This window comes from Variovorax sp. 350MFTsu5.1 (genome assembly GCF_048302515.1).
GTDB lineage: Bacteria > Pseudomonadota > Gammaproteobacteria > Burkholderiales > Burkholderiaceae_C > Variovorax > Variovorax guangxiensis.
On sequence record NZ_CP157620.1, the window covers coordinates 3974649 to 3995809 of the forward strand.

Sequence of the window (21161 nt, forward strand, 5' to 3'; positions counted from 1 at the left end):
TCAGTGGCCCAGGTAGACGTCGATGACCTTCGGGTCGGCCTGCACCTTCTCCATCGGCCCTTCGGCGAGGATCTTTCCCTGGTGCATCACCGTGACCTTGTGCGCGATCTGCTTCACGAAGGCCATGTCGTGCTCGATGACGATCACGGCGCGGTTCTGGCAGATGCGCTTGAGCAGCTCGGCGGTGAGCTCGCGTTCGCGCGCGCTCATGCCGGCGATGGGCTCGTCGAGCATCAGCAGTTCGGGCTCCTGCATCAGCAGCATGCCGATCTCCAGCCACTGCTTCTGGCCGTGGCTCAGCAGGCCGGCCTCGGTGTCGAGCCTGTCGGCCAGGCCGATCTCTCCGGCGACCGCCTGCACCCTGGCCTTGACCTCGTCGTCGCACTTGAAGGCCAGCGCGCCGAACACCGAGCGCCCTTTCGGAAACGACACCTCCAGGTTCTGGAACACGCTGAGGTTCTCGTAGATGGAGGGTGTCTGGAACTTTCGGCCGATGCCCAGCCGCACGCGCTTGTGCTCGGCCATCTTCGTGAGTTCGGTGTTCCTGAACTTGATGCTGCCGGCGCTGGCGCGCGTCTTGCCGCAGATCAGGTCGAGCAGCGTGGTCTTGCCCGCGCCATTGGGGCCGATGATCACGCGCAGTTCGTTGCGGTCGATGTACAGCGTCAGGTCGTCGATGGCCTTGAAACCGTCGAAGGAGACGGTGAGGTCTTCCACGGCGAGCGCGAAGTCGGTATTGCTCATGAGGTTGCTCCGCGTGTGTTCAGGCGCGCTGGCTGCCGATGCCTTCGGGCAGCGCGGGCTCGACGGGCTGTGCTGCGGGCGTTGCCGATACGGTTGGTGCCGGCGGCTTGACGGCCGCGTCGCGCAATGCCTGCCGGCGCGACTTCCACCACGGGCGGATCTTTTCTTCCCACACGCCCGCGAGCCCCATCGGGAAGGCCATGGTCACGCCGATGAAGAGCGCCGCCATCAGGAACAGCCACAGGTCCGGAAAGCTCTCCGAGAACAGCGTCTTGCCCGCATTCACCAGCAGCGCGCCGTACACCGCCCCCACCAGGCTCATGCGGCCGCCGACCGCGCAGAAGATCACCATCTCGATGGACGGCACGATGCCCACGAAGCTCGGCGACATGAAGCCCACCTGCAGCGCGAACATCGCGCCGCCGATGCCCGAGAGCCCCGCCGCCAGGCAGAAGATGAAGACCTTGAAGTTCGACACGTCGTAGCCCGAGAAGCGCACGCGGTCTTCCTTGTCGCGCATGGCCAGCAGCAGCGTGCCCAGCTTGCTGGTCTGGATCCAGCGGCACAGCAGGATGCTGCCCACCAGCAGGGCCACGCAGACGTAGTAGAGGACGTACTTGGCGCTGTCGGTGCGCGTGTCCCAGCCCAGCAGAGTCTTCAGGTCGGTCATGCCGTTCACGCCGCCCGTGTAGCCCTGCTGGCCGATGATGAGCACCGTGCAGATCAGCGCCACCGCCTGCGTGATGATCGCGAAATACACCCCGCCCACGCGCCGCTTGAACATCGCGAAGCTGATGAGCCAGGCCAGCGCCATCGGCGCCAGCACCACCAGCGCGAGGCTCAGCGGCAGGCTCTTGAACGGCAGCCACAGCGTGGGCAGCTCGGTGATCTGGTTCCAGTCCATGAAGTCCGGAATGCCCGGCGTGGTCTGGATCTTGGTCGACACCGGGTCGGACGCCTCGAGCTTGAGGAACATCGCCATCACATAACCGCCGATGCCGAAGAACACCCCCTGCCCCAGGCTCAGCACACCGCCGTAGCCCCACACCATGACGAGGCCCACGGCCACGAAGGCGTAGGTGAGGTACTTGCCCACGAGGTTGAGGCGGAAGATGTCGAGCGACAGCGGCAGAACCACCGCGAGCAGCAGCACCAGCAGCAGGAGGCTGCCCAGCTGGTAGCGCTGGATCGAGGCCTTGATGAAATTCATCGGAACGTTCTCCAGGAAGGAATCGGATTCAGCGGCGCACCTTGACTGCAAAAAGTCCTTGAGGGCGCAGCATCAGGATGAAGACGATCAGCGACAGCGTCAGCACCTTGGCCATCGACCCGGTCATGAAGAACTCCGAAACCGACTGCGTCTGCGCGATGCCGAAGGCCGAGACCACCGTGCCGAAGAGGCTGGCCGCGCCGCCGAAGGTGACGACCAGGAAGGCGTCGACGATGTAGAGCGAGCCCGAGGTCGGCCCGGTGGAGCCGATGGTGGTGAAGGCCGCGCCCGCCACGCCGGCAATGCCGCAGCCGATGGCGAAGGTGAGGCGGTCGGTCTTTTTCGTGTCGATGCCGGTGGCATTGGCCATGGTGCGGTTGGCAACGGTGGCGCGCACCCGCAGGCCCCAGCGGCTCTTGTGCAGCGCGACCAGCACGCCACCCGTGACCAGCGCGGTGAGCGCGAGCACGAACAGGCCGTTGATCGGGATGTCCAGGCCTTCGTGCGGCGTCCACGAGCCCATGAGCCATTCGGGCAGCGTCGGGCTCACCTCCTTCGGCCCGATGAAGGTGCGGAAGATCTGCTGCAGCCCCAGGCTCACGCCCCAGGTGGCGAGCAGCGTGTCGAGCGGACGCTTGTAGAGGTGGCGGATCAACGCCCACTCCACGATCCATCCGGTGATGAAGGCAAAGACGAAAGCCAGCCCGATGGCGATCGGGAAGTAGTACGGCATGAACTCGGGCGCCAGGCTCTCGGTGACGCGCGCGGCCAGGTAGATCGAGTAGGCGCCGATGGTCATGAACTCGCCATGCGCCATGTTGATCACGCCCATCTGGCCGAAGATGATCGCGAGGCCCAGCCCCATCAGCAGCAGCACCGCGAAGAGGCTCAGCCCCGCGAAGCCCTGCATGAGGCCGATGTTCAGCATGTCCGACAAAGTCATGGCGGGAAGTCCGGAAGGTTGGAGTTACCCCCTCTCCCGCTTGCGGGAGAGGGTTGGGGTGAGGGCCGGAGGCCTGCTTACTGGTAGCCCTTCGGGAACGGATCCGGCTTGATCAGTTCGGCCGACTCCGCCACCACCTTGAACGTCCCGTCCGGCTGCCCCTGCCCGATGCGCGCCTTGCTCCACAGATGGTGGTTGGCGTCGAGCTTCACGTAGCCCTCGGGCGCCGTCTTCAGCTCGATGCCCGGCGATGCGGCCACCACCTTGTCCACATCGAAGCTGCCGGCCTTCTCCACCGCGGCCTTCCACAGCCAGGGGCCGAGGTAGCCCGCCTGCGTCACGTCGCCGATGACGGCGTCCTTGCCGTACTTGGCCTTGAAGGCTTCCACGAACTTCTTGTTGTTCGCGTTGTCCAGCGTCTGGAAGTACTTCATCGACGAGTAGAAGCCCGCGAAGTTCTCGCCGCCCACGCCGGTCATCTCGTCCTCGGTCACGGCCAGCGTCAGCAGGAACTGCTTGTCGCCGGTGATGCCCGCGGCCTTGAGCTGCTTGTAGAAGGCCACGTTCGAGCCGCCCACCACGGCCGCGAAGATGCAGTCGGGCTTGGCCACCTTGATCTTGTTGATCAGCGAGTTGAAGTTGGTGTGGCCCAGCGGGTAGTACTCCTCGCCCTTGACCGAGCCCTTCTGGAAGTTCTCGATGTGCTTGCGCGCGATCTTCATCGAGGTGCGCGGCCAGATGTAGTCGGAGCCCACCAGGAAGAAGGTCTTGGCCTTCTTCTCTTTCGCGCCCCAGTCCAGGCCCCAGATGATCTGCTGCGTGGCTTCCTGGCCGGTGTAGATCACGTTCTTGCTCTGCTCCAGGCCTTCGTAGAAGGTGGGGTAGTACAGCAGGCCGTTCTCCTTCTCGAACACCGGAAGCACGGCCTTGCGCGAGGCGCTGGTCCAGCATCCGAACACGGCCGCGACCTTGTCGTTGACCAGCAGCTTCTTCGACTTCTCGGCGAAGGTGGGCCAGTCGGAGGCGCCGTCTTCCTTGATGACCTTGATCTTGCGGCCCAGGATGCCGCCCATGGCGTTGATCTGGTCGATGGCGAGCTGCTCGGCCTGGATGGAGCCGGTCTCCGAGATGGCCATGGTGCCGGTGGACGAATGCAACTGGCCCACCGTGACCTCGGTGTCCGTCACGGCGAGCTTCGTCGTGTTGACCTTGGCCGTGGGGAACTGGCCCTGGCCGAAGCTCAGGCCGCTCAGGCCCATCACGGGCAGCGCGGCGGCGCCCTGCAGCAGGCGGCGGCGGCGCAGTGCCATGGCATCGAGGGAAGGATCGGAATCACGCGACATCAGGAAACTCCAGGCAGGTTGTTGGAAAGGAGGGCCGCGCACCATCGAAGTGCATCGGACGGTGCCCCGAGCACCATGGCTGGAACTTTAGAAATCACCGGCGTATGCGCGAATACGTCATTCAACGTAGCGGCGGGTGCCCGCCCTGCCCGCAGACTCGCGAGCAAGACATCGGTGAAAAGGATCGGTGAAAAGGGCCGCAGGGAGCGCTTCTTGCTGTACCCGCGCCATGCCACTGCCGCCGCCGCGAGAACCCGCCATGCAATCCGTCTCCGGACAGAAGATCTTCCGCATCCGCCGCGACTACAACGCCTGGGTCGCGAACGAGACGCTGGAGGACTACGCGCTGCGCTACACGCCGCGCAGCTTCCGCAAGTGGTCGGAGTTCCGCGTCGCCAACGCGGCCTTCGGCGCCACCTCCTTCCTGGCGCTGGAGGCCATCGGCGGAGCCATCGCGCTGAGCTACGGCTTCTCGAACGCGCTGTGGGCCATCCTCGTGGTGGGGCTCATCACCTTCCTCACCGGACTGCCGATCTCGTACTACGCGGCACGCCATGGCGTGGATATGGACCTGCTCACGCGCGGCGCCGGTTTCGGCTACCTGGGCTCCACGCTCACGTCACTGATCTACGCGAGCTTCACCTTCATCTTCTTCGCGCTGGAGGCGGCCATCCTCGCGCTGGCGCTGCAGATGTACCTGGACTGGCCGCTGTGGCTGCTGTACATGGTGTCGTCGATCGTCATCATCCCGCTGGTGGCTCGGGGCATCACGCTCATTTCGGGGCTGCAGCTGTGGACGCAGCCGATCTGGATCGTGCTGTTCGTCTGCCCCTTCGTCGCGGTGCTGGTGAAGAAGCCCGAGCTCTACGCCGACTTCACCGGGCTGGTGGGCCGCACCTCCGACAGCAGCGGCTTCGACCCGCTGATGTTCGGCGCCGCCGCCACTGTGGCCTTCTCGCTGGTGGTGCAGATCGGCGAGCAGGTCGACTACCTGCGCTTCCTGCCCGAGAAGACCGCCGCCAACCGCGTGCGCTGGTGGACGGCGGTGCTGGTCTCGGGGCCAGGCTGGATCGTGCCGGGCATGCTGAAGATGATGGGCGGCGCCTTCCTCGCCTTCCTGGCGCTGCAGCACGAGATACCGGCCAACCACGCGGTCGAGCCCACGCAGATGTACCTCACGGGCTTCTCCTACGTGCTGCGCGATCCGGCCTGGGTGCTGGGCATCACGGTGCTCTTCGTGCTGGTGTCGCAGATGAAGATCAACCTGACGAACGCCTATGCGGGTTCGCTGGCATGGTCGAACTTCTTCGCGCGGCTCACGCACAGCCACCCGGGGCGCGTGGTTTGGCTGGTATTCAACGTGGCCATCGCGATCCTGCTGATGGCCCTGGGCGTGTTCGCGGCGCTGGAGCACGTGCTGGGCTTCTACAGCAACATCGCCATCGCCTGGGTGGGCGCGCTGGTGGCCGACCTGGTCATCAACAAGCCGCTGGGCTGGAGCCCGCGCACCATCGAGTTCAAGCGGGCGCACTTGTACGACATCAACCCTGTGGGCCTGGTGTCGATGCTGGCGGCGGCGGCGCTGGCCATGCTGGCCTACTCCGGCACGCTGGGGCAATGGGCGAAGGCTTTTTCGCCCTTCATCGCGCTGGCCACCGCCATGGCGCTGTCGCCCCTGCTGGCCTGGCGCACGCGCGGGCGCTACTACCTCGCGCGCAACGACATTGAACGCTGGAAGCCGGGCCAGGCCGTGAAGTGCTCGGTGTGCGACAACAGCTTCGAGTCGGAGGACATGGCCCACTGCCCTGCCTACAGCGCGCCGATCTGCTCACTGTGCTGCACGCTCGAATCGCGCTGCCACGACCGCTGCAAGACAAACTCGCGAGCGGCCGAGCAGATGAGCGGCTGGCTGCAGGCGCTGCTGCCGCCGGCGCTCTCGGCACGCCTGAACTTCCGCGTGGCGCACTACCTGCTGGTGGCGGCATCGCTCATCGCGCTGCTGGCCACCGTGGTGGGGGTGGTGTACGCGCAGGAGGCGCTGGCGGGCACCAGCGACCCGGTCATGGCCACGGCTTTCCTGAAGGTGTTCGCGCTGCTCTCCGTGGTGGCAGCGGTGGCAGCATGGTGGGTGGTGCTGGGCAGCGAGAGCCGGCAGATGGCGCAGGAAGAATCGAACCGCCACAACAACCTGCTGGCGCTGGAGATCGAGGCCCACCGCCGCACCGACGCCGCCTTGCAGGCAGCCAAGGAAGCCGCCGAGGCCGCCAACCAGGCCAAGACCCGCTATGTGGCCGGCATGACGCACGAGCTGCGCACGCCGCTAAACAGCATCCTGGGCTACTCGCAGATTCTTCTGAAGGGCGACTCGGTGAAGCCGCCGCGCGAAGCGGTGCAGACCATCCACCGCAGCGGCGAGCACATGCTGGGCCTGATCGATGGCCTGCTCGACCTGGCGCGCATCGAGGCCGGCCGGCTGCAGCTGGAGCCCGCGCCGCTGGCGCTGCCGGCCTTCCTCGACCAGCTGGTGCACATGGTGCGCCCGCAGGCCGAGAACAAGGGCCTGGCCTTCGTCTACACGCACGCGGGCCGGCTGCCGCCGTGGGTGCATGCCGATGCGAAATGGCTGCGGCAGATCCTCATCAACCTGCTGACGAACGCGGTGCGCTTCACCGACAGCGGCACCGTCACGCTGCACGTGGACGCTCGGCGCGAGGTGCTGCGCTTCGACGTGGCCGACACGGGCATCGGCGTGGCGCCGCAGGACCACCAGCGCATCTTCCTGCCCTTCGAGCGCGGCGCTGCCGGCCGCCGGCGCGGAGAGCCGGGCACGGGGCTGGGGCTGACGATCACCGGGCTGCTCACCTCGCTGATGGGCGGCGAGCTCAAGCTGGCAGCCACTTCCTCGCAGGGCAGCACCTTCAGCGTGCGCGTGTACCTGCGCGAGGTGGCCGACCCCGGCCCGCAGGCCGGCAAGGCGGGCGCCGTGCGCCAGCCCGTGTCGGGCTACATCGGCGAGCGCCGCACGCTGCTGGTGGTGGACGACCAGCCGGTGCAGCGGCAGATGCTCGCCGGCATGCTCGCGCCACTGGGCTTCGAGGTACGCGAGGCCGCGAGCGGCACCGAGTGCCTCGACAGCCTGCGCGAGGAGCTGCCCTCGGCCATCCTGCTGGACCTGACGATGGACGACATGGACGGCTGGCAGACCGCCGCCTCGGTGCGCGCATCGGGCTTCGGCGAGATCCCGATCATCATCGTCTCGGCCAACATGTTCGAGAACCAGGCCGAGCGGCTGCGCGCGGCGGGCTGCCAGGCCTTCGTGGGCAAGCCGGTGATCGAGTCGGAGCTCATCGCCACGCTGGAGCGCCACCTGGGCCTGGAATGGCTGGCGGCCGGCGATGCACTGCCGGTCACGCTCGACGACCTCGAAGCCCTGCCCCCTCGCCCCCGGCAGCTCGACCTTCCGGAAGACGACCGCGCAGAGCTCATGCGCCTCGCCCAGATGGGCCACGTGCGCGGCCTGCACACCGCGCTCGACCGGCTGGCCGCCGCCTCGCCCACGGCGGCCGCCACATGCACCTGGCTGCGCGGCATGGTCGCGCGCTTCGAACTCGACAAACTCCGCAACGCACTGGCAGAAGATGCAGACACCCTCGCTCCCTGAATCGCCTTCGGCCGAACGCCCCGTGGTGCTGGTGGTGGACGATGCCCCCAGCAGCCTGGGCATGCTGTGCGACACGCTGGAGGCCAGCGGCTACACCGTGCTGGTCGCGGCCGACGGCGAGGCCGCGCTGCAGCGGCTCGAACTGGTCGTGCCAGACGCGATCCTGCTCGACGGCCTGATGCCCGGGCTCTCCGGCTTCGAGACCTGCAGGCGCATCAAGGCCAACCCGGCGCTCGCGCACATCCCGGTGCTGTTCATGACGGGCCTTTCGGAGACTTCGCACGTGGTCGAAGGCTTCGAGTGCGGCGGCGTCGACTACGTGGTGAAGCCGATCCGCGCGCAGGAAGTGCTGGCGCGGCTGCACACGCACGCGCGCAACGCGCGCATCACCCGCATGGCGCGCGACGCGGTGGACGTGGCGGGCATGGGCGTGGTCTTCGTCGACACGCGCGGGCGCATCGCGTGGCGCTCGCCGCAGGCCGCGCTGTGGCTGCATGCGCTCGAGGAGCCGGTGGCGCCGGGCCTGCTGCCCGCCTCGCTCGAAGCCGCGCTGGCGCCGGGTGCGGTCATCTCGGTCGGCACGTCCACGGGCATGCGGCTGTCGGTGCGCAACCTCGGCGCGGCAGCGCTGGGCGAGACGATGCTGCTCTTCGCCGTGCAGCGCGAAGGCCCGGCCGCGCGGCTGGCGGACGCGGCCCTCACCCCGCGCGAGACCGAGGTGCTTTCATGGCTCGCCAAGGGCAAGACCAACCGCGACATCGGCGAGATCCTGGGCACCAGCCCGCGCACGGTGAACAAACACCTGGAGCACATCTTCGAGAAGCTGGGGGTGGAGACGCGGGCTGCGGCGGCAGCGCTGGCGAGCGGTATGTAACCCCCATGGGGTAACTGCCCCAACCGCACTGGGCTATACCCCTGCGCCGCTCCTGTTGCGCCCAGAATGGGGATGCCAACGGAGAACGAGATGCTCAACAGCCTTCTGCAATTTCCTGCCCGCGAGAGTGCGTACAAGCGCAAGTTCCTGAACAACACCGACGAGAACCTGTTCATGGGTTCGTTCGAGAGCTTCGCGGCGGCCGAAGCCGGCGCGCCCTCTTCCAAGGCCGTGGGCTATGCCAACGCCGACGCAGGGGAGCTCTACAGCCCGCAGATCTATTTCTACGACTACCCCGGGCTGTTCTGGCTGGGCCGCTCCATCGACGCGGGCCTCACGCGCGTGTTCGACCTGGGCGGGCACGTCGGCATCAAGTACTACGCCTTCCGGCGCGTGCTGAGCTATCCCTCCACGCTGCGCTGGACGGTGTGCGACGTGCCAGGCGTGGTCGAGAGCGGCCGCGCGATGGCCATCAAGCGCGAGGCCACGGAGCAGTTGGGCTTCACCACCGACTACCACGACGCCAGCGGCTGCGATGTGCTGTACGTATCGGGCAGCCTGCAGTACCTGCCGGTGCGCATGGACACGATCCTCTCGGAGCTTGCGGTGAAGCCCCGGCGCATCGTGATGAACACCACGGCGGTGCACCCGGAGCGCACGATCTACACGCTCAACAGTATCGGCATCGCGGTATGTCCCTATCGCATTCAACACCACGACGAGCTGCTGGCCGACCTCTCGCGCTCCGGCTACCGAAAGCGCGACGTGTGGCGCAACGAGGGCAAGCCCATCGAGGTGCCTTTCGTCGAGGGTGGCGACAAGCCCTACTACGCGGGCTGCTGCTTCGATCTGGTCGACTGACCGGGCGCGCCTGCTCTACCTCGGTGCCCGCAGCGAGCGCCGGAACTCGCGCAGCGGCATGGCCTGCGTGGTGTCGATGCTGGTCGGGGCGCCGCGGATGAAGCCATGCACCGTGTCGCCTCGGACTTCGAGGATCGAGCCGCACGGGCCGATACCCAGCGCGCCCTCGCCGTTATCCCGTGCCAGCACGATCCATTCGGAGCCCTGCGGCAACGGCTCCTCGCGGCCCGGCGGCGCCGCGTTGAGCATGAAGTGCAGCACGCCGTTGCCCATGAAGCGGCCTGCGGCCTTGCCGGCTGGCCTGCCGTCGAGGAACTCGACCGGCTCGAACATGAAGGAGCGCGGAGGCGGCGTGTAGTCGGGCACGCCCAGGTCGAAGGGCACGACGCGTACGCGAAGCACGCGGGCGCGTGGCTCGCCGCGCGCAGCCGCCACCGAATCGAGGAAAGAGGCGCGGCCGGCGCACGAGGTGGCACCGGCCGGCTCGGCGCCGAACAGGCTCGCAGCCAGCGCGGCGGCAGCGGAAATCCGGAGCATTCGCCGGGACATCGAAAACATCTTGACTGGCCTCAAAAAGATATTAGAGTGATATCACTTTCAACGGAGGCAGCGATGCAAGAGAAGACCCCCAACATCAATCCGCGACCGGTACGCATGGAGCGTCCCTACCGGTCGATCAACGGCTACGGCGTGTCCGCGGTGGCGCTGCTGCTCATCGCGGTCGGCGTCTGGGCGATGGTGCAGCGGCTGATGCCGCTGCCCATGAGCATCCTGCTGGTCGTGGTCGGCCTCGTGCTGGTTCCGGGCCTCTACATGCTGCAGCCCAACGAGGGCATCATCCTCACGCTCTTCGGCGAGTACCAGGGCACCGACCGCTCCGAGGGCCTGCGCTGGACCAACCCGTTGCAAAGCGGCCAGAAGATCTCGCTGCGCGCGCGCAACCTCAACACCCCGCCGCTGAAGGTGAACGACAAGCGCGGCAACCCGGTGGAGATCGGCGCGGCGGTGGTCTGGCGGGTCTACGACACGGCGCAGGCCGTGTTCGAGATCGACGACTACAACAAGTTCGTCGCCATCCAGGCAGAGGCGGCCATCCGCCACCTCGCCACCCTCTACGCCTACGACAGCGGCGACGACCTGCCGAGCGACGAGACCACGCTGCGCGCCGGCCTCGACACGGTGGCCGACGCCCTCAGGGACGACCTGAACCGCCGCTTCGCCAGCGCCGGCGTCGAAGTGCTCGACGCCAAGCTCACCCACCTGGCCTACGCCCCCGAAATCGCGCAGGTGATGCTGCGCCGCCAGCAGGCGGTGGCCATCGTGAGCGCCCGGCACCAGATCGTGGCCGGTGCGGTCGGCATGGTCGAGGCTGCCCTCAGGGGCCTGTCGGAGCGCAACCTGGTCGTGCTCGACGACGAGCGCAAGGCCTCGATGGTGTCGAACCTGCTGGTGGTGCTGTGCTCCGACCGCGAGACCCAGCCCGTGGTGAACACCGGTACGCTCTACACCTGAGGCGCGAACCGTACGCGCCTTCCGATCCGTATTCACCCGATGGCCAGTCCCGGCAAGAAAGCCTATCCCCTGCGCATCGATCCGGCCCTGTGGGCCGAGATCGAGCGCCTCGCCGCGCAGGAACTGCGCAGCGCGAACGCGCAGGTCGAGTTCCTCCTGCGCGAGGGGCTGGCCCGGCGCGGTCGGCTGCCGGCCGCCGACCCGGGCGGCAGCGCGCCCGGAGACGAGCCCGCCGCGCCTCGGTAGTAACCCCGAATCCGCTGAGGGCGGAATGACAGGTCCGGCTTCTACGATGGCTTCTGCAGCCAACTTCCCCTTGGAGACATCGTGACCAGACCTTTTCTCGGCCGTTTCAGCCCTGCCCTTTCCATCACCCGCCGCGCCGCCCTCCCGCTGATCGCGGCCCTCGCGCTCGCAGGCTGCGGCAGCCTCGGCACCAACAGCAGCAGCACCAGCAAGCCCGTCGCCGGCGCCGACATCCACGTCATGACCTCGGGTGGCTTCACCGCGGCCTACAACGACCTGCGACCCGAGTTCGAGCGCAGCAGCGGCCGCAGCGTCAAGACGGCCTACGGCGCCTCCATGGGCAATGCCGACGATTCCATTCCCAGCCGCTTGGCGCGCAACGAGCCCGCAGACGTCGTGATCCTCGCGCGCCCCGCGCTCGACGCGCTGGTGGCCCAGGGCAAGGTGGTGCCCGGCAGCCAGGTCGACCTGGTGCGCTCTTCCATCGGCTTCGCGGTGCGCAAGGGCGCGCCCAGGCCCGACATCAGCACGGTCGACGCGCTCAAGCGCACGCTGGTCGCCGCGCCGTCGATCGCCTACTCGGCCAGCGCGAGCGGCACCTACTACGAGACCGAGCTGCTCAAGAAGCTGGGCATCGAGGACCAGGTCAAGCCCAAGAGCAAGCGCATCCTGAGCGAGCGCGTCGGTTCGGTGGTGGCCCGCGGCGACGCGGCGCTCGGCCTGCAGCAGGTCAGCGAGCTGCTGCCCATCGCCGGTATCGACTACATCGGCCCCCTGCCGGCCGAAGTGCAGCGCGTGACGGTGTTCTCCGCCGGCGTCGCCACCGGCTCGAAGCAGCCCGACGCGGCCCGGCAGCTCATCCGCTATCTCAACTCGCCCGCAGCGGCGCCCACCATCGCCAAGACGGGCCTGGAGCCGCTGCCGGCGCGCTGAGCGCGCACGGTCAGAGCGTCCAGCCGTCGCGCAGGAAGAACTCGACCAGCGCATCGCCAACCTTGTCGGCCTGGTCGAAGGCAATGGCGTGGCCCGCGTCGGGCAGCAACTCGACGCGCACATGCGGCGCCTGCGCCTTCACACGGGCGCGGGCGCGCACCGGGTCGAATAGCACCTCGTCCTCGCCGAGCATCAGCAGCGTGTTCCTGGGCAGCACGCGCAGGTCGGCATCTGTCATGCGGCCGGGTGGCCTCGGATGGGCGCGCTGGCAGCGCCAGCGCACGAGCCAGTCGTCCATGGCCCAGGGCGGCGGCTCGGGCGCCTTCGGAGACGACACCAGCGCCCGGAAGGCGCGCACCAGCCGCTCGCTCGGGAAGGCTGCGGCGAAGCCCGCGCGCAGCATCGTGCCGATGCGCACCGACTCCAGGTTCGGCGGCGCCAGCAGCGCCAGCTTGCCGACGCGGCGCATGGTCTGGCGCGCGTAGGCCGCTGCGAGCCATGCGCCGAAGGAGGCGCCGCACAGCCCCACCTTGGGCCGGCCGATGGCGATCAGCACGTCTTCGAGCCAGTTGCAGTAGCCGTCTTCCGTCGCGGGGCGGCGCCCTTCGCTGCGGCCGGCGTCGCCGATGATGTCCACCGCGTAGACCTGCAGCGAGCCCGCGAGCCGAGCGATGTTGTGGACCCAGGTGGTGGCGTTGCCGCCGCCGCCGTGCAGCAGCACCACCGGCGGCGCATAGGCCGGCCCGCAGGCCAGCAGGTGCGTGCGGCCGTAGCGCGTCTCGACGTAGCGGCTCTCGTGCGGCACGGGCCAGCGCGCGAGCACGCGGGCATACGAAGCCAGCAGCGAGGAATGGGCTTCCGGCGAGCGGAAATTGCCGGCGAAGAGGCGCGCTTCGAAGAGGCTCATCGATGTCCCGTTCTGTTCTTTCCTGGTGATGTGGGGCGAACACCCCGCATGGTGAGCCGCATAGATGAAGGTCTGCTGAAATTCCGCCGGCTGGCGCCCTCCTCCCTCCCGTGCGCCGGAGCACGTCTGCGTATCTGTTTCTTTGGGAATCCTTCAGCTTCGGCAGGTAGATTGCCCGCCATGAAGATCCTCCTGGCCGAAGACGATTTCGACCTTGCCACCGGCATTCGCGTCGCCTTGCAGACCCAGGGGATGGAGGTGGTATGGGTGCGCCGCGTCGAGGAGGCGCGGCGCATCCTCGAAACCGAGGGCTGCGACCTGCTGCTGCTCGACCTGGGCCTGCCCGACGGCGACGGCCTCGACGTGCTCGACCGGCTGCGGCGCGACGGCAAGCGGCTGCCGGTGCTCATCCTCAGCGCCCGCGACGGCCTGCACGACCGCCTGCAGGGCCTGGACAGCGGCGCCGACGACTACATGGTCAAGCCCTTCGTGCTGGCCGAGCTGCTCGCGCGCGTGCGCGCCCTTGCGCGGCGCAGCTACGGCGGCGATGGCGCCACCTTCGAGGTGCGAGGCCTGTGGCTGCACGAGCCGACGCAGCGCGTGCGCGTGGACGGCGTGCCGGTTTCGCTTTCGCGAAGCGAATTCCGCCTGCTGAGCCTGCTGGTGCGGCGGGCCGACCGCGTGGTCGCGCGCCGCGTGCTCGAGCAGCTCATGGTGGCGGGCACCCAGGGCGCCGTGCAGGGCCAGGGGCCCGGCAGCAACGTGCTCGACGTGCACGTCTCCAACCTGCGCCGCAAGATCGGCGACGGCTACATCCGCACCGTGCGCGGCATCGGCTACGTGATCTATCTCGCCGCGCAGCAGCAGCAACCGCCGCCGCTGGAGCACACATGAACGCGGTGCTCGCCTCGATAGCGCGTGCCCCCGCGCGGCTGCTGCGCAGCGGCTGGCAGCGCGTCCGGCGGCCTTCGCTGGTGCGCCGCCTCATGTTCGCGCAGGTCGGGATGATGACGCTGCTGTGGAGCCTCGCCATCGCGGTGCTGCTGAACTCCGCGTTCAACGAAGACCTCTCGATCATGGACGCCTCGCAGCGCAGCATGCTCGTCGTGGCGCGCAACCTCACCGACCAGCCTGCCCGGCAGTACGAGAGCCTGCGCTCCATGGACATCGCGCTGCGCAACTCCTTCGGCGGCGGCGACGACAACGACGACGCGGCCATGGCGCCCAGCGTCATCGTCTGGCAGAACGGCCACGAGATCTACCGTTCCCGGGGACTGCCGCCCGAGGGCATCGTCAATACCCGCCCCGACATCGGGGAGACGGTGCAGGTCAACGGAAAGAGCTGGCGCGCGCGCACCATCGAGTCTCCTTCCGGCAAGACGCGCGTCACGCTGGTCACGCCCGGCACCGAGCAGGTGTGGCTCACCTTCCAGTCGCGCGGCTACTACATCCTGCCGCTGGTCATCAGCGTGCCCTTCCTGCTGCTTCCGGCGTGGCTGTCGATCCGCCTGGCGCTGCGGCCGTGGCGCAAGGTGGCCAGCGAGATCGCCTCTCGCGGTCCGCACGACCTGGCGCCGGTGTCGACGCAGCCGCGCCACGACGAGCTGCAGCCGATGGTGCAGAACTTCAACGCACTGATGGAGCGGCTGCGCGCCAGCATCGCGCGCGAGCAGAGCTTCATCGCCGACGCGGCGCACGAGCTGCGCACGCCCATCGCGGCGATGCGCGTGAACGTGGAGGCACTGCAGTCGCTGCTCATCGAACACATTCCCACCGAGCGGCAGGACGAGCTCTTCGCGCGCGTGCTCAGCAGCAACGCGCGCGCAGAGCGGCTGGTGGGCCAGCTGCTGCGGCTCATGCGCAGCAACGCCAGCGCCTCGGCGCCGCGCGCGCTACGGCTGGACGACCTAGTGCAGGAGCGCCTCGCGGCGCTGTCGGCGCTGGCGCACGTGCGCGAGGTGGAGATCGAACTCATGGAGGACGAGCCCGTCGAGCTCATGGGCGACCGCGACAGCCTGGTCTCGATGATCGACAACCTGATCGACAACGCCACCAAGTACAGCCCCGTGGGCTCGGTGGTGAGCGTGGGCATCCGGGGCGACGGCGACGTGGCGGTGCTGACGGTGTCCGACCAGGGGCCCGGCATCATGCCGGCACTGCGCGAGCGCGTGTTCGACCGTTTCTTCCGCGACCCCGACCAGACGCAGACCGGCAGCGGCCTGGGGCTGGCCATCGTGCGATCGGTGATCGACGCGCACGGTGGCACCATCGCGCTGGGCGACACCGGCGTGGGGCCGGGCCTGCGCGTCACGGTGCGGCTGCCGCTCGGCCCGCTGGGTTCGCTCGGGATCGTGGCGCCGGCCGGGTCGTAGCCTGACCCGTAAACTGGCGGGCATCTTCCTCCATCGACGCCAGGACGCCATGACTCAGCAGCAGACGACGATCTCCCCCGCCCTCGTTTCCGCCTTCGCGCCCAGCGGCACGCTGCGCGCCTCGATCAATCTCGGCAACCCGATCCTGGCCAACAAGGACGCGGCCACGGGCGAGCCGGTGGGCGTCTCCATCGACCTGGCACGCGAGTTCGCGCGGCGCCTCGGCGTGGCCATCGAGCTGGTGGTGTTCGACAAGGCCGCCGCATCGGTCGACGCGGTGAAGAACGAGAAGGCCGACATCGGCTTCTTCGCCATCGACCCGGCGCGCAGCGAAGGGCTGCTGTTCACCGCGCCCTACGTGCTGATCGAAGGCAGCTACCTCGTACCCGACGCCTCCGCGCTCACCGACAACGCGCAGGTCGATGCCAATGGCAACCGCATCTCCGTCGGAGCAGGCAGCGCCTACGACCTGTTCCTGACGCGCGAGATCAAGGCGGCCGAGATCGTCCGCCTCCAGGGCGCAGGCCCCGCACTCGCGGCACTTCGCTCGGGCGAAGTCGAAGTGGCGGCCGGCATCCGCCAGATGCTCGAGGGCGAGGCGAAGCGCGCACCCGGCGTGCGCGTGCTGCCGGGGCGCTTCATGGTCATCCAGCAGGCCATGGGCACGCCCGCCAGCCGCGGCACCGGAGCGCAGGCCCTGCTCGCCGCCTTCGTGGAGGAGATGAAGGCCAGCGGCTTCGTGGCCGATGCGCTGAAGCGCCACCGCATCGAGGGCGCGAGCGTGGCGCCCGCTGGCTGAGCTCGCTGCTTCAGAGCTTGTACGCCTCCACCGGCCCGCGCGAATAGAAGAGGAAGTAGCCGGTCGAGGTCTGGAAGCCGTTCTTCTGCCAGCCCGCCGGCACCTTGAATATGCCGAGCTGCTCGCTGGCCACGCCGACGAAGGCGGTGTTCTCCTTGTCGGTGGTGATCCGGCTCCAGTGCTCTCGCGTCACGGGCTTCATCGTCATCTTCGGCTCGCTCCAGTCCGCCGTGCGCACCTTGTCGCGCATCACGTAGCCGTCGCCCTGCCGTTCGATCTTGATGAGCTCCTTGAGCGCGCCGTTCTGCTTCACGGCGTAGGTGCCGACGAGTTCGGCCTCGGGGCCGCCGCTGTTGCCGCTGTTCGCGCCGCAGGCGGACAGCAGCAGCGCCGCCGCTCCCGCAGCCAGCCATTTCAGGAATGCTGTGTTCATGATGGTCCTTGTCGAAGAGGCGCGCACCGCTCTCGCCGAGGGCAGCGCGCGCCGGTTCAGGCGATGCTCAGCGCTTCTCGTTGTCGCGCAGCTTCAGGCTGCCCTGGAAGCGCAGCGCATGCGGGTACGACTCCTTCTCCGCGCCGGTGGCCACCGCCACCATCTTCTGCTCGCTCACCTGCGTCTTCGCCAGCAGCGGCGCCGGCAAGTTCAGCACGCCCTTGATCTGGTCGTACTGCGCCTGTGTGATGCGGCCCACGCTCAGCAGCCGGAACGCATCGCGCTCGATGTTCAGCAAGAGCGGCTTGTTGCCCGCGAAGTTCTGCGCCTTGGCCAGCAGAGCGCTCCACGAGGGGGCGCTGTAGTTGCTCACGTAGTAGTCCTGCCCGGTCGGCCCCGCCAGCACCGCGGTGCAGCCCGGCAGCTCCACCTGCGTACTGTTGCCCGACATCACGAAGGTCTTGCGCTGCTCCATCGAGTCGCCATAGGCCAGCGTGACGGGAATGGTCCAGGTCGATGCCGGGTACAGGTTCTGGTTGGGGAAGGCCTCCTGCGTGATGTTCACGTAGGTGCTGTTGCCCGCGCACTGCGCGTCCACCGTGAGCAGCGGAATGCCGGTCTGGCGGATCAGGCTGTCGCCGATCTCGCTCACCTTCTTGCCGTTGCTGGCCTTCTCCAGCGAGCTCCACAGGCGCGAGGGCGTGACGTTGCCGAAGGCGTAGTCCTTCAGGTAGATGCGCAGGCCCTTCTGCATCGCCTCTTCGCCGATGTAGTTCTGGATGGTCTCCAGCACGTGGCTGCCCTTGTTGTAGACGAAGATCGACGGGCTGATGAAGCCGAACGAGCCCGCGTCGTTGAGGTTGCGCTGCACCGGCACGGCCGTGTTCTTCAGGTCGGCCACGATCACGTTGTGCTTGTCGAGAACGTAGTCGGAGAAGCTGTAGTACTCGGGGTGGAACTTGATCGTGGTGCGCCTTTCGAACCAGCGCGCGAACGACTCGTTGAGCCACACGTTGTCCCACCAGTCGAGCGTGACCAGATCACCGAACCACTGGTGCGCCACCTCGTGCGTCACCACCGTCACCGAGTACAGCGTGGGCGTGTCGCCCGGCTTGGTGAGCACCGAGTCCGCGAACTCGAAGATCGAGCCCCAGTTCTCCATGCCGCCGAAGCCGGTGTTGGGCTTGTTGTCGTAGCTGTCGTTGGCCGCGACGGTGTCGAACTTCTTGAACGGCAGCGGGATGCCCGTGTAGTTGTAGTAGTAGTCCATCGACACCTTGGTCCACTCCATCGCGAACTTGGCCCAGTCGGAGCGGCCCGGCGGCGTGAACCAGCGCAGCGGCATCTCGCTGCCGTCCAGCGGGTTCTTGAACTTGTCGGCCAGGATGTCGAACTTGCCGCCGCCGAAGAAGGTCAGGTACATCGGCATCGAGGGCGTCTTCTCGAAAGCCACGCGCTGGTAGCCGTCGGGCAGTTTCGTCGCCTCGATCTGCGCGCCGTTGGACACCGTCTTCCAGTCGCCCGGCACCTCGGCCGAGATCTCGAAGGTGTGGCGGAAGGCCGGCTCGTCCCATCCCGGGAACCACTGCCGCGCGTAGTTGGTTTCGCCCTGCGTCACGATGGCGTCGCTGCTCACGCCCTCGGGCGTGGAAAGGCCCACCTTGAAGATGCCGGTGGCGGCCGAGCAGAACGGGTTGCGCGCCACCTCGGCGGGCGGGCAGTACTCGGCGTCGGAGAACTGGATCTTGCCGTCCCACTCCATGTGCAGCAGGTACTTGCCCTTGGCGATCTGGCCGTCGTTCAGCCGCAGCTGCACGAAGTCGCCCAGCGTCTGCGGCGTGGGAATGAGTGGAATCGCCTCGCCCGGGTTCGACACCTTGCGCAGCGTGGTGCGGCCCTTCGCGAAGTTCAGGTTGTGCGCGGCGACGACGATGGCATCGACCGGCTTGAGCACTTCGATCTCCACGTCGCCACGACCCACGAAGGTCTTGAGCGCCGCGTCGGGCCGGAACCAGAGCTTGTAGTTGCTCGGCCAGACGGTGTCGGGCAGTTCCATCGGCTTTGCGGAGCGGTCGACTGCCGAAGCGGAGTTGTCGGCGAGGTTGGGCGCGCCGTCATCGGGTGCCTTGGCGGTGGGATCGGAAACGGGAGCGGAAACGACCTGGTCAGACGGAGCGCTGAGCCCCGTGCCGGCACCGCCGAACGAAGCGCCACCACTGTCTCCGCCGCCGCCGCAAGCCGTGAGCACGGCAAGGGTCACTGCGGTGATGGCAAGATGATTGACCACGGGTGTATTGAATCTTTTCATGATCGCCTCTGAGTACTCTTGGTAAGAAGAAACATGCGCCGTCCCGCATGCGCCGGCGGATAGCCTGCGATGCGCATGACGCGCGCGGTGATGAGTGAGATGAACAACGGGGGAATCGGGAAGAAACGGGCAACACGGCGCCCTCCCGGCGAACTCATCCGTTCGTCAGGACCACACAGTCATGCAGGGTCACACCGCGCGCGAAGCGGCGGTCCCAGGATGCGAGGCGTAAGGGGTTCCATTCCCGGCGATCGCGGGGTGATGGGATGTGGAGGCGGGGCTTGTAGCGCGAAGGCCTTCGTCAGTGCATGCGCATCGTCGGCGCGCTGCACGTCCGCGAAGCGGAAACGGTGCCGGCCGTGTTGGCGATGGCAAGACTTGCTGCGGCTCTTGTCGTTGATTTCACGCGCATTCCCTCGTCCATTGATGTCACACAGTTGTAGCTGATGGACGCTGCGCGCTCAACGAATCGCGGAACTTTTCTTTCTCAAAATGTTCGCGCGCCATAGGCCGAATGGCGTCATGGCATGCGGTGCATGCCATGCAATACGAAGATGGTTCAGCCGCAGAAACACCTGCTCACGCAGATGACGGAAAACGGCTCGCGACACTGTGACGCGACGGCCACAGTACGAAGGTACAAGCCTTCGAAAAGCCTATGAAAGCTGTGAACCAGAGACTGTGTGCGCGCCGTGCGAGCGGTCGCGCAGCCACAGCATGAAGCCGCAGCCGAACACGACGATCTGCGTGCCGATGAGCAATGCGAAGCCCGCAAAGAAACCGGAGGCCGACGAAGCCGCCGATGCGGCGGGACCGGCGCCCGCGCCATGCGACATCGCGCCGATCACGCCGCCCATCAGCGCCGGCATGAAGCCCGCCACGAGGCTGCCCACGCCGTTGGTCACGCCGAAGGCACTGGCCGTGTGCTCGGGCCGCGAGCAGTACTGCACCGTGCTCGGAATGGCCGGGCTCTGCAGGCCCCAGAAGAAGTTGGCCGCTACCAGGCAGCACGCAGCCGCATAAGGGTCGCGTGCATTGATGGCCATCAGCACAGACAGCGCCACGCCCACGCTCGCGCCCATGAAGATGAAGGGCACGCGCTCGCGCCCCACCTTGTCGATGAGCACGCCGCCCACGAACACCGCGAGCACGGTGGCGTACTGCGGCAGCGAGGCCAGCCAGCCCATCTCGCGCATCGAGAAGCCGCGCGCCTCGCGCAGGTAGGTCGGCAGCCAGTTGCTGCTGCCCCAGAGGTACGCCAGCGCTGCCGAGGTGAGCAGCGTGATGAGGAACAGGTGCCGCGTATGGAGCGCACCCTTCACGATGCCGCCCACGCGCGACATCGCCTCGCCGAAGGAAGACGGCTTCACGCCATCGGCATGCCCCGCCGGCATGCGCACGAAGGCCAGCACCAGCGGAATGCCGAGCACGATGTTCAGCACGCCGAGCACGTGGAAGGAGCTGTCCCACGCGAACTGCGTGAGCAGCCAGCCCACCAGGGGATAGCCGATGGCCAGGCCCAACCCCGTGCCCATGTTGACGAAGGCGTTGGGCTTGCCGTTCTCGTCGCTGCGGAAGTGCGCCTTGATGTACGCCGAAGCCAGAGAGAAGAGCGGACCTTCGGAAACGCCCAGCAGCACGCGCGACGCCAGCAGCAGGCCGTAGCTGTGGAACATCGGCGAGGCCCAGGTCACCACGCCCCACAGGATCAGCCCGTAGACCAGGCTGCGCCGCACGCCGAAGAGCGCCGAGCAGAACGGCGTGAGCACGAAGGCCGACACGCCGTAGCCCAGCATGAAGGCCGTCGCCAGGAAGCCCTGGCTCACGCGGTCGGTGGCCGCAAGGCCCACATGGTTCAGGAACGCCGCGTCCGTGATGAGCACCGCGATGTTGATGCGGTCCACGTAGGAGATCGCGACGATCACGAACAGCGTGATGACGCCGTACCAACGAAAGCTCTTGCTGCTACTGCTGTTGTTGTCGCTGTTGCTGTTCTGCATGACCTGTCCTGCCGG

General features: G+C 67.6%; 19 protein-coding genes. 10 read left to right on the forward strand and 9 right to left on the reverse strand.

All coding sequences use genetic code 11. The features are described from left to right. The 4 genes from urtD to urtA all read right to left on the reverse strand — a co-directional run bounded on the left by urtD (position 1) and on the right by urtA (position 4240). Positions 1 to 744 (reverse strand): urea ABC transporter ATP-binding protein UrtD, encoded by a 744-nt coding sequence (gene urtD, locus ABL843_RS18070; protein WP_126022105.1) that lies wholly within the window; start codon positions 742 to 744, stop codon positions 1 to 3. A 19-nt stretch (positions 745 to 763) separates the two neighbouring features. Beyond that, positions 764 to 1954 carry an urea ABC transporter permease subunit UrtC gene (gene urtC, locus ABL843_RS18075; protein ID WP_418116735.1) on the reverse strand — a complete coding sequence of 397 codons (1191 nt, stop codon included), beginning with the start codon at positions 1952 to 1954 and terminating at the stop codon, positions 764 to 766. Between the two features lie 28 nt (positions 1955 to 1982). Then, positions 1983 to 2897 carry an urea ABC transporter permease subunit UrtB gene (urtB, locus tag ABL843_RS18080; protein WP_418116736.1) on the reverse strand — a complete coding sequence of 305 codons (915 nt, stop codon included), beginning with the start codon at positions 2895 to 2897 and terminating at the stop codon, positions 1983 to 1985. A gap of 77 nt (positions 2898 to 2974) precedes the next feature. Beyond that, positions 2975 to 4240 (reverse strand): urea ABC transporter substrate-binding protein, encoded by a 1266-nt coding sequence (gene urtA, locus ABL843_RS18085; protein ID WP_369661914.1) that lies wholly within the window; start codon positions 4238 to 4240, stop codon positions 2975 to 2977. Positions 4241 to 4499: 259 nt separating this feature from the next. On the opposite strand from urtA, the gene ABL843_RS18090 reads away from it, so the two are divergent. The 3 genes from ABL843_RS18090 to ABL843_RS18100 all read left to right on the forward strand — a co-directional run bounded on the left by ABL843_RS18090 (position 4500) and on the right by ABL843_RS18100 (position 9636). Continuing rightward, positions 4500 to 7901 carry an ATP-binding protein gene (locus ABL843_RS18090; protein WP_418116737.1) on the forward strand — a complete coding sequence of 1134 codons (3402 nt, stop codon included), beginning with the start codon at positions 4500 to 4502 and terminating at the stop codon, positions 7899 to 7901. Further along, positions 7879 to 8775, forward strand: coding sequence for a response regulator (locus tag ABL843_RS18095; protein ID WP_418116738.1), 897 nt, complete (start codon positions 7879 to 7881; stop codon positions 8773 to 8775). The genes ABL843_RS18090 and ABL843_RS18095 overlap by 23 nt, the downstream gene beginning before the upstream one ends. A 90-nt stretch (positions 8776 to 8865) precedes the next feature. Continuing rightward, positions 8866 to 9636 carry a TIGR04325 family methyltransferase gene (locus tag ABL843_RS18100; protein WP_369661911.1) on the forward strand — a complete coding sequence of 257 codons (771 nt, stop codon included), beginning with the start codon at positions 8866 to 8868 and terminating at the stop codon, positions 9634 to 9636. A 15-nt stretch (positions 9637 to 9651) separates the two neighbouring features. Here ABL843_RS18100 and ABL843_RS18105 read toward each other — a convergent pair whose 3' ends face one another. Next, positions 9652 to 10173: a hypothetical protein gene (locus ABL843_RS18105; RefSeq protein WP_184637220.1), complete on the reverse strand. Its 522-nt coding sequence runs from the start codon at positions 10171 to 10173 to the stop codon at positions 9652 to 9654. Between the two features lie 75 nt (positions 10174 to 10248). Between ABL843_RS18105 and ABL843_RS18110 the strand changes: the two genes are divergently transcribed. The 3 genes from ABL843_RS18110 (at position 10249) to ABL843_RS18120 (ending at position 12327) form a co-directional block, all read left to right on the forward strand. Continuing rightward, entirely contained in the window at positions 10249 to 11148 is a 900-nt protein-coding gene (locus tag ABL843_RS18110) for an SPFH domain-containing protein (protein ID WP_184637218.1), read from the forward strand. A gap of 39 nt (positions 11149 to 11187) precedes the next feature. Further along, on the forward strand, positions 11188 to 11394 hold the full coding sequence (locus ABL843_RS18115; RefSeq protein ID WP_126022096.1) for a hypothetical protein: 207 nt from the start codon (positions 11188 to 11190) through the stop codon (positions 11392 to 11394). Between the two features lie 81 nt (positions 11395 to 11475). After that, on the forward strand, positions 11476 to 12327 hold the full coding sequence (locus tag ABL843_RS18120) for a substrate-binding domain-containing protein (RefSeq protein ID WP_418116739.1): 852 nt from the start codon (positions 11476 to 11478) through the stop codon (positions 12325 to 12327). 10 nt (positions 12328 to 12337) lie between these two features. Here ABL843_RS18120 and ABL843_RS18125 read toward each other — a convergent pair whose 3' ends face one another. Further along, the gene (locus ABL843_RS18125) at positions 12338 to 13234 is read right to left on the reverse strand and encodes an alpha/beta fold hydrolase (RefSeq protein WP_418116740.1); all 897 of its coding nucleotides are present in this window, start codon (positions 13232 to 13234) and stop codon (positions 12338 to 12340) included. A gap of 180 nt (positions 13235 to 13414) precedes the next feature. Here ABL843_RS18125 and ABL843_RS18130 point away from each other — a divergent pair, with 180 nt between their 5' ends. From ABL843_RS18130 to ABL843_RS18140, 3 genes are read left to right on the forward strand one after another with little or no spacing between them, the layout of a single operon-like run. Continuing rightward, positions 13415 to 14128 (forward strand): response regulator, encoded by a 714-nt coding sequence (locus ABL843_RS18130; protein ID WP_369661907.1) that lies wholly within the window; start codon positions 13415 to 13417, stop codon positions 14126 to 14128. Beyond that, a complete protein-coding gene (locus tag ABL843_RS18135; protein WP_418116741.1) occupies positions 14125 to 15606 on the forward strand; it encodes a sensor histidine kinase in 1482 nt (493 codons plus the stop codon). The genes ABL843_RS18130 and ABL843_RS18135 overlap by 4 nt, the downstream gene beginning before the upstream one ends. Positions 15607 to 15655: 49 nt before the next feature. Then, positions 15656 to 16405 (forward strand): transporter substrate-binding domain-containing protein, encoded by a 750-nt coding sequence (locus ABL843_RS18140; RefSeq protein WP_418116742.1) that lies wholly within the window; start codon positions 15656 to 15658, stop codon positions 16403 to 16405. Positions 16406 to 16415: 10 nt separating this feature from the next. On the opposite strand, the gene ABL843_RS18145 is transcribed toward ABL843_RS18140, so the two are convergent. Further along, complete coding sequence (locus ABL843_RS18145; RefSeq protein WP_369661904.1) at positions 16416 to 16838, reverse strand: hypothetical protein; 423 nt, start codon at positions 16836 to 16838, stop codon at positions 16416 to 16418. 67 nt (positions 16839 to 16905) lie between these two features. After that, positions 16906 to 19146, reverse strand: coding sequence for a M1 family metallopeptidase (locus ABL843_RS18150; RefSeq protein WP_369661903.1), 2241 nt, complete (start codon positions 19144 to 19146; stop codon positions 16906 to 16908). Between the two features lie 308 nt (positions 19147 to 19454). On the opposite strand from ABL843_RS18150, the gene ABL843_RS18155 reads away from it, so the two are divergent. After that, positions 19455 to 19589, forward strand: a complete 135-nt coding sequence (locus ABL843_RS18155; RefSeq protein WP_418116743.1) for a hypothetical protein — start codon at positions 19455 to 19457, stop codon at positions 19587 to 19589. Positions 19590 to 19802: 213 nt separating this feature from the next. On the opposite strand, the gene ABL843_RS18160 is transcribed toward ABL843_RS18155, so the two are convergent. Then, positions 19803 to 21146, reverse strand: coding sequence for an MFS transporter (locus tag ABL843_RS18160; protein ID WP_418116744.1), 1344 nt, complete (start codon positions 21144 to 21146; stop codon positions 19803 to 19805). Positions 21147 to 21161: the final 15 nt, after the last annotated feature.

What these genes read in the sequence shown, in the direction of transcription:
- urtD (WP_126022105.1), bottom strand. Translation starts at nt 744, where the DNA reads ATGAGCAATACCGACTTCGCGCTCGCCGTGGAAGACCTCACCGTCTCC.
- urtC (WP_418116735.1), bottom strand. Translation starts at nt 1,954, where the DNA reads ATGAATTTCATCAAGGCCTCGATCCAGCGCTACCAGCTGGGCAGCCTC.
- urtB (WP_418116736.1), bottom strand. Translation starts at nt 2,897, where the DNA reads ATGACTTTGTCGGACATGCTGAACATCGGCCTCATGCAGGGCTTCGCG.
- urtA (WP_369661914.1), bottom strand. Translation starts at nt 4,240, where the DNA reads ATGTCGCGTGATTCCGATCCTTCCCTCGATGCCATGGCACTGCGCCGC.
- ABL843_RS18090 (WP_418116737.1), top strand. Translation starts at nt 4,500, where the DNA reads ATGCAATCCGTCTCCGGACAGAAGATCTTCCGCATCCGCCGCGACTAC.
- ABL843_RS18095 (WP_418116738.1), top strand. Translation starts at nt 7,879, where the DNA reads ATGCAGACACCCTCGCTCCCTGAATCGCCTTCGGCCGAACGCCCCGTG.
- ABL843_RS18100 (WP_369661911.1), top strand. Translation starts at nt 8,866, where the DNA reads ATGCTCAACAGCCTTCTGCAATTTCCTGCCCGCGAGAGTGCGTACAAG.
- ABL843_RS18105 (WP_184637220.1), bottom strand. Translation starts at nt 10,173, where the DNA reads ATGCTCCGGATTTCCGCTGCCGCCGCGCTGGCTGCGAGCCTGTTCGGC.
- ABL843_RS18110 (WP_184637218.1), top strand. Translation starts at nt 10,249, where the DNA reads ATGCAAGAGAAGACCCCCAACATCAATCCGCGACCGGTACGCATGGAG.
- ABL843_RS18115 (WP_126022096.1), top strand. Translation starts at nt 11,188, where the DNA reads ATGGCCAGTCCCGGCAAGAAAGCCTATCCCCTGCGCATCGATCCGGCC.
- ABL843_RS18125 (WP_418116740.1), bottom strand. Translation starts at nt 13,234, where the DNA reads ATGAGCCTCTTCGAAGCGCGCCTCTTCGCCGGCAATTTCCGCTCGCCG.
- ABL843_RS18130 (WP_369661907.1), top strand. Translation starts at nt 13,415, where the DNA reads ATGAAGATCCTCCTGGCCGAAGACGATTTCGACCTTGCCACCGGCATT.
- ABL843_RS18135 (WP_418116741.1), top strand. Translation starts at nt 14,125, where the DNA reads ATGAACGCGGTGCTCGCCTCGATAGCGCGTGCCCCCGCGCGGCTGCTG.
- ABL843_RS18140 (WP_418116742.1), top strand. Translation starts at nt 15,656, where the DNA reads ATGACTCAGCAGCAGACGACGATCTCCCCCGCCCTCGTTTCCGCCTTC.
- ABL843_RS18145 (WP_369661904.1), bottom strand. Translation starts at nt 16,838, where the DNA reads ATGAACACAGCATTCCTGAAATGGCTGGCTGCGGGAGCGGCGGCGCTG.
- ABL843_RS18150 (WP_369661903.1), bottom strand. Translation starts at nt 19,146, where the DNA reads ATGAAAAGATTCAATACACCCGTGGTCAATCATCTTGCCATCACCGCA.
- ABL843_RS18155 (WP_418116743.1), top strand. Translation starts at nt 19,455, where the DNA reads ATGCGCATCGTCGGCGCGCTGCACGTCCGCGAAGCGGAAACGGTGCCG.
- ABL843_RS18160 (WP_418116744.1), bottom strand. Translation starts at nt 21,146, where the DNA reads ATGCAGAACAGCAACAGCGACAACAACAGCAGTAGCAGCAAGAGCTTT.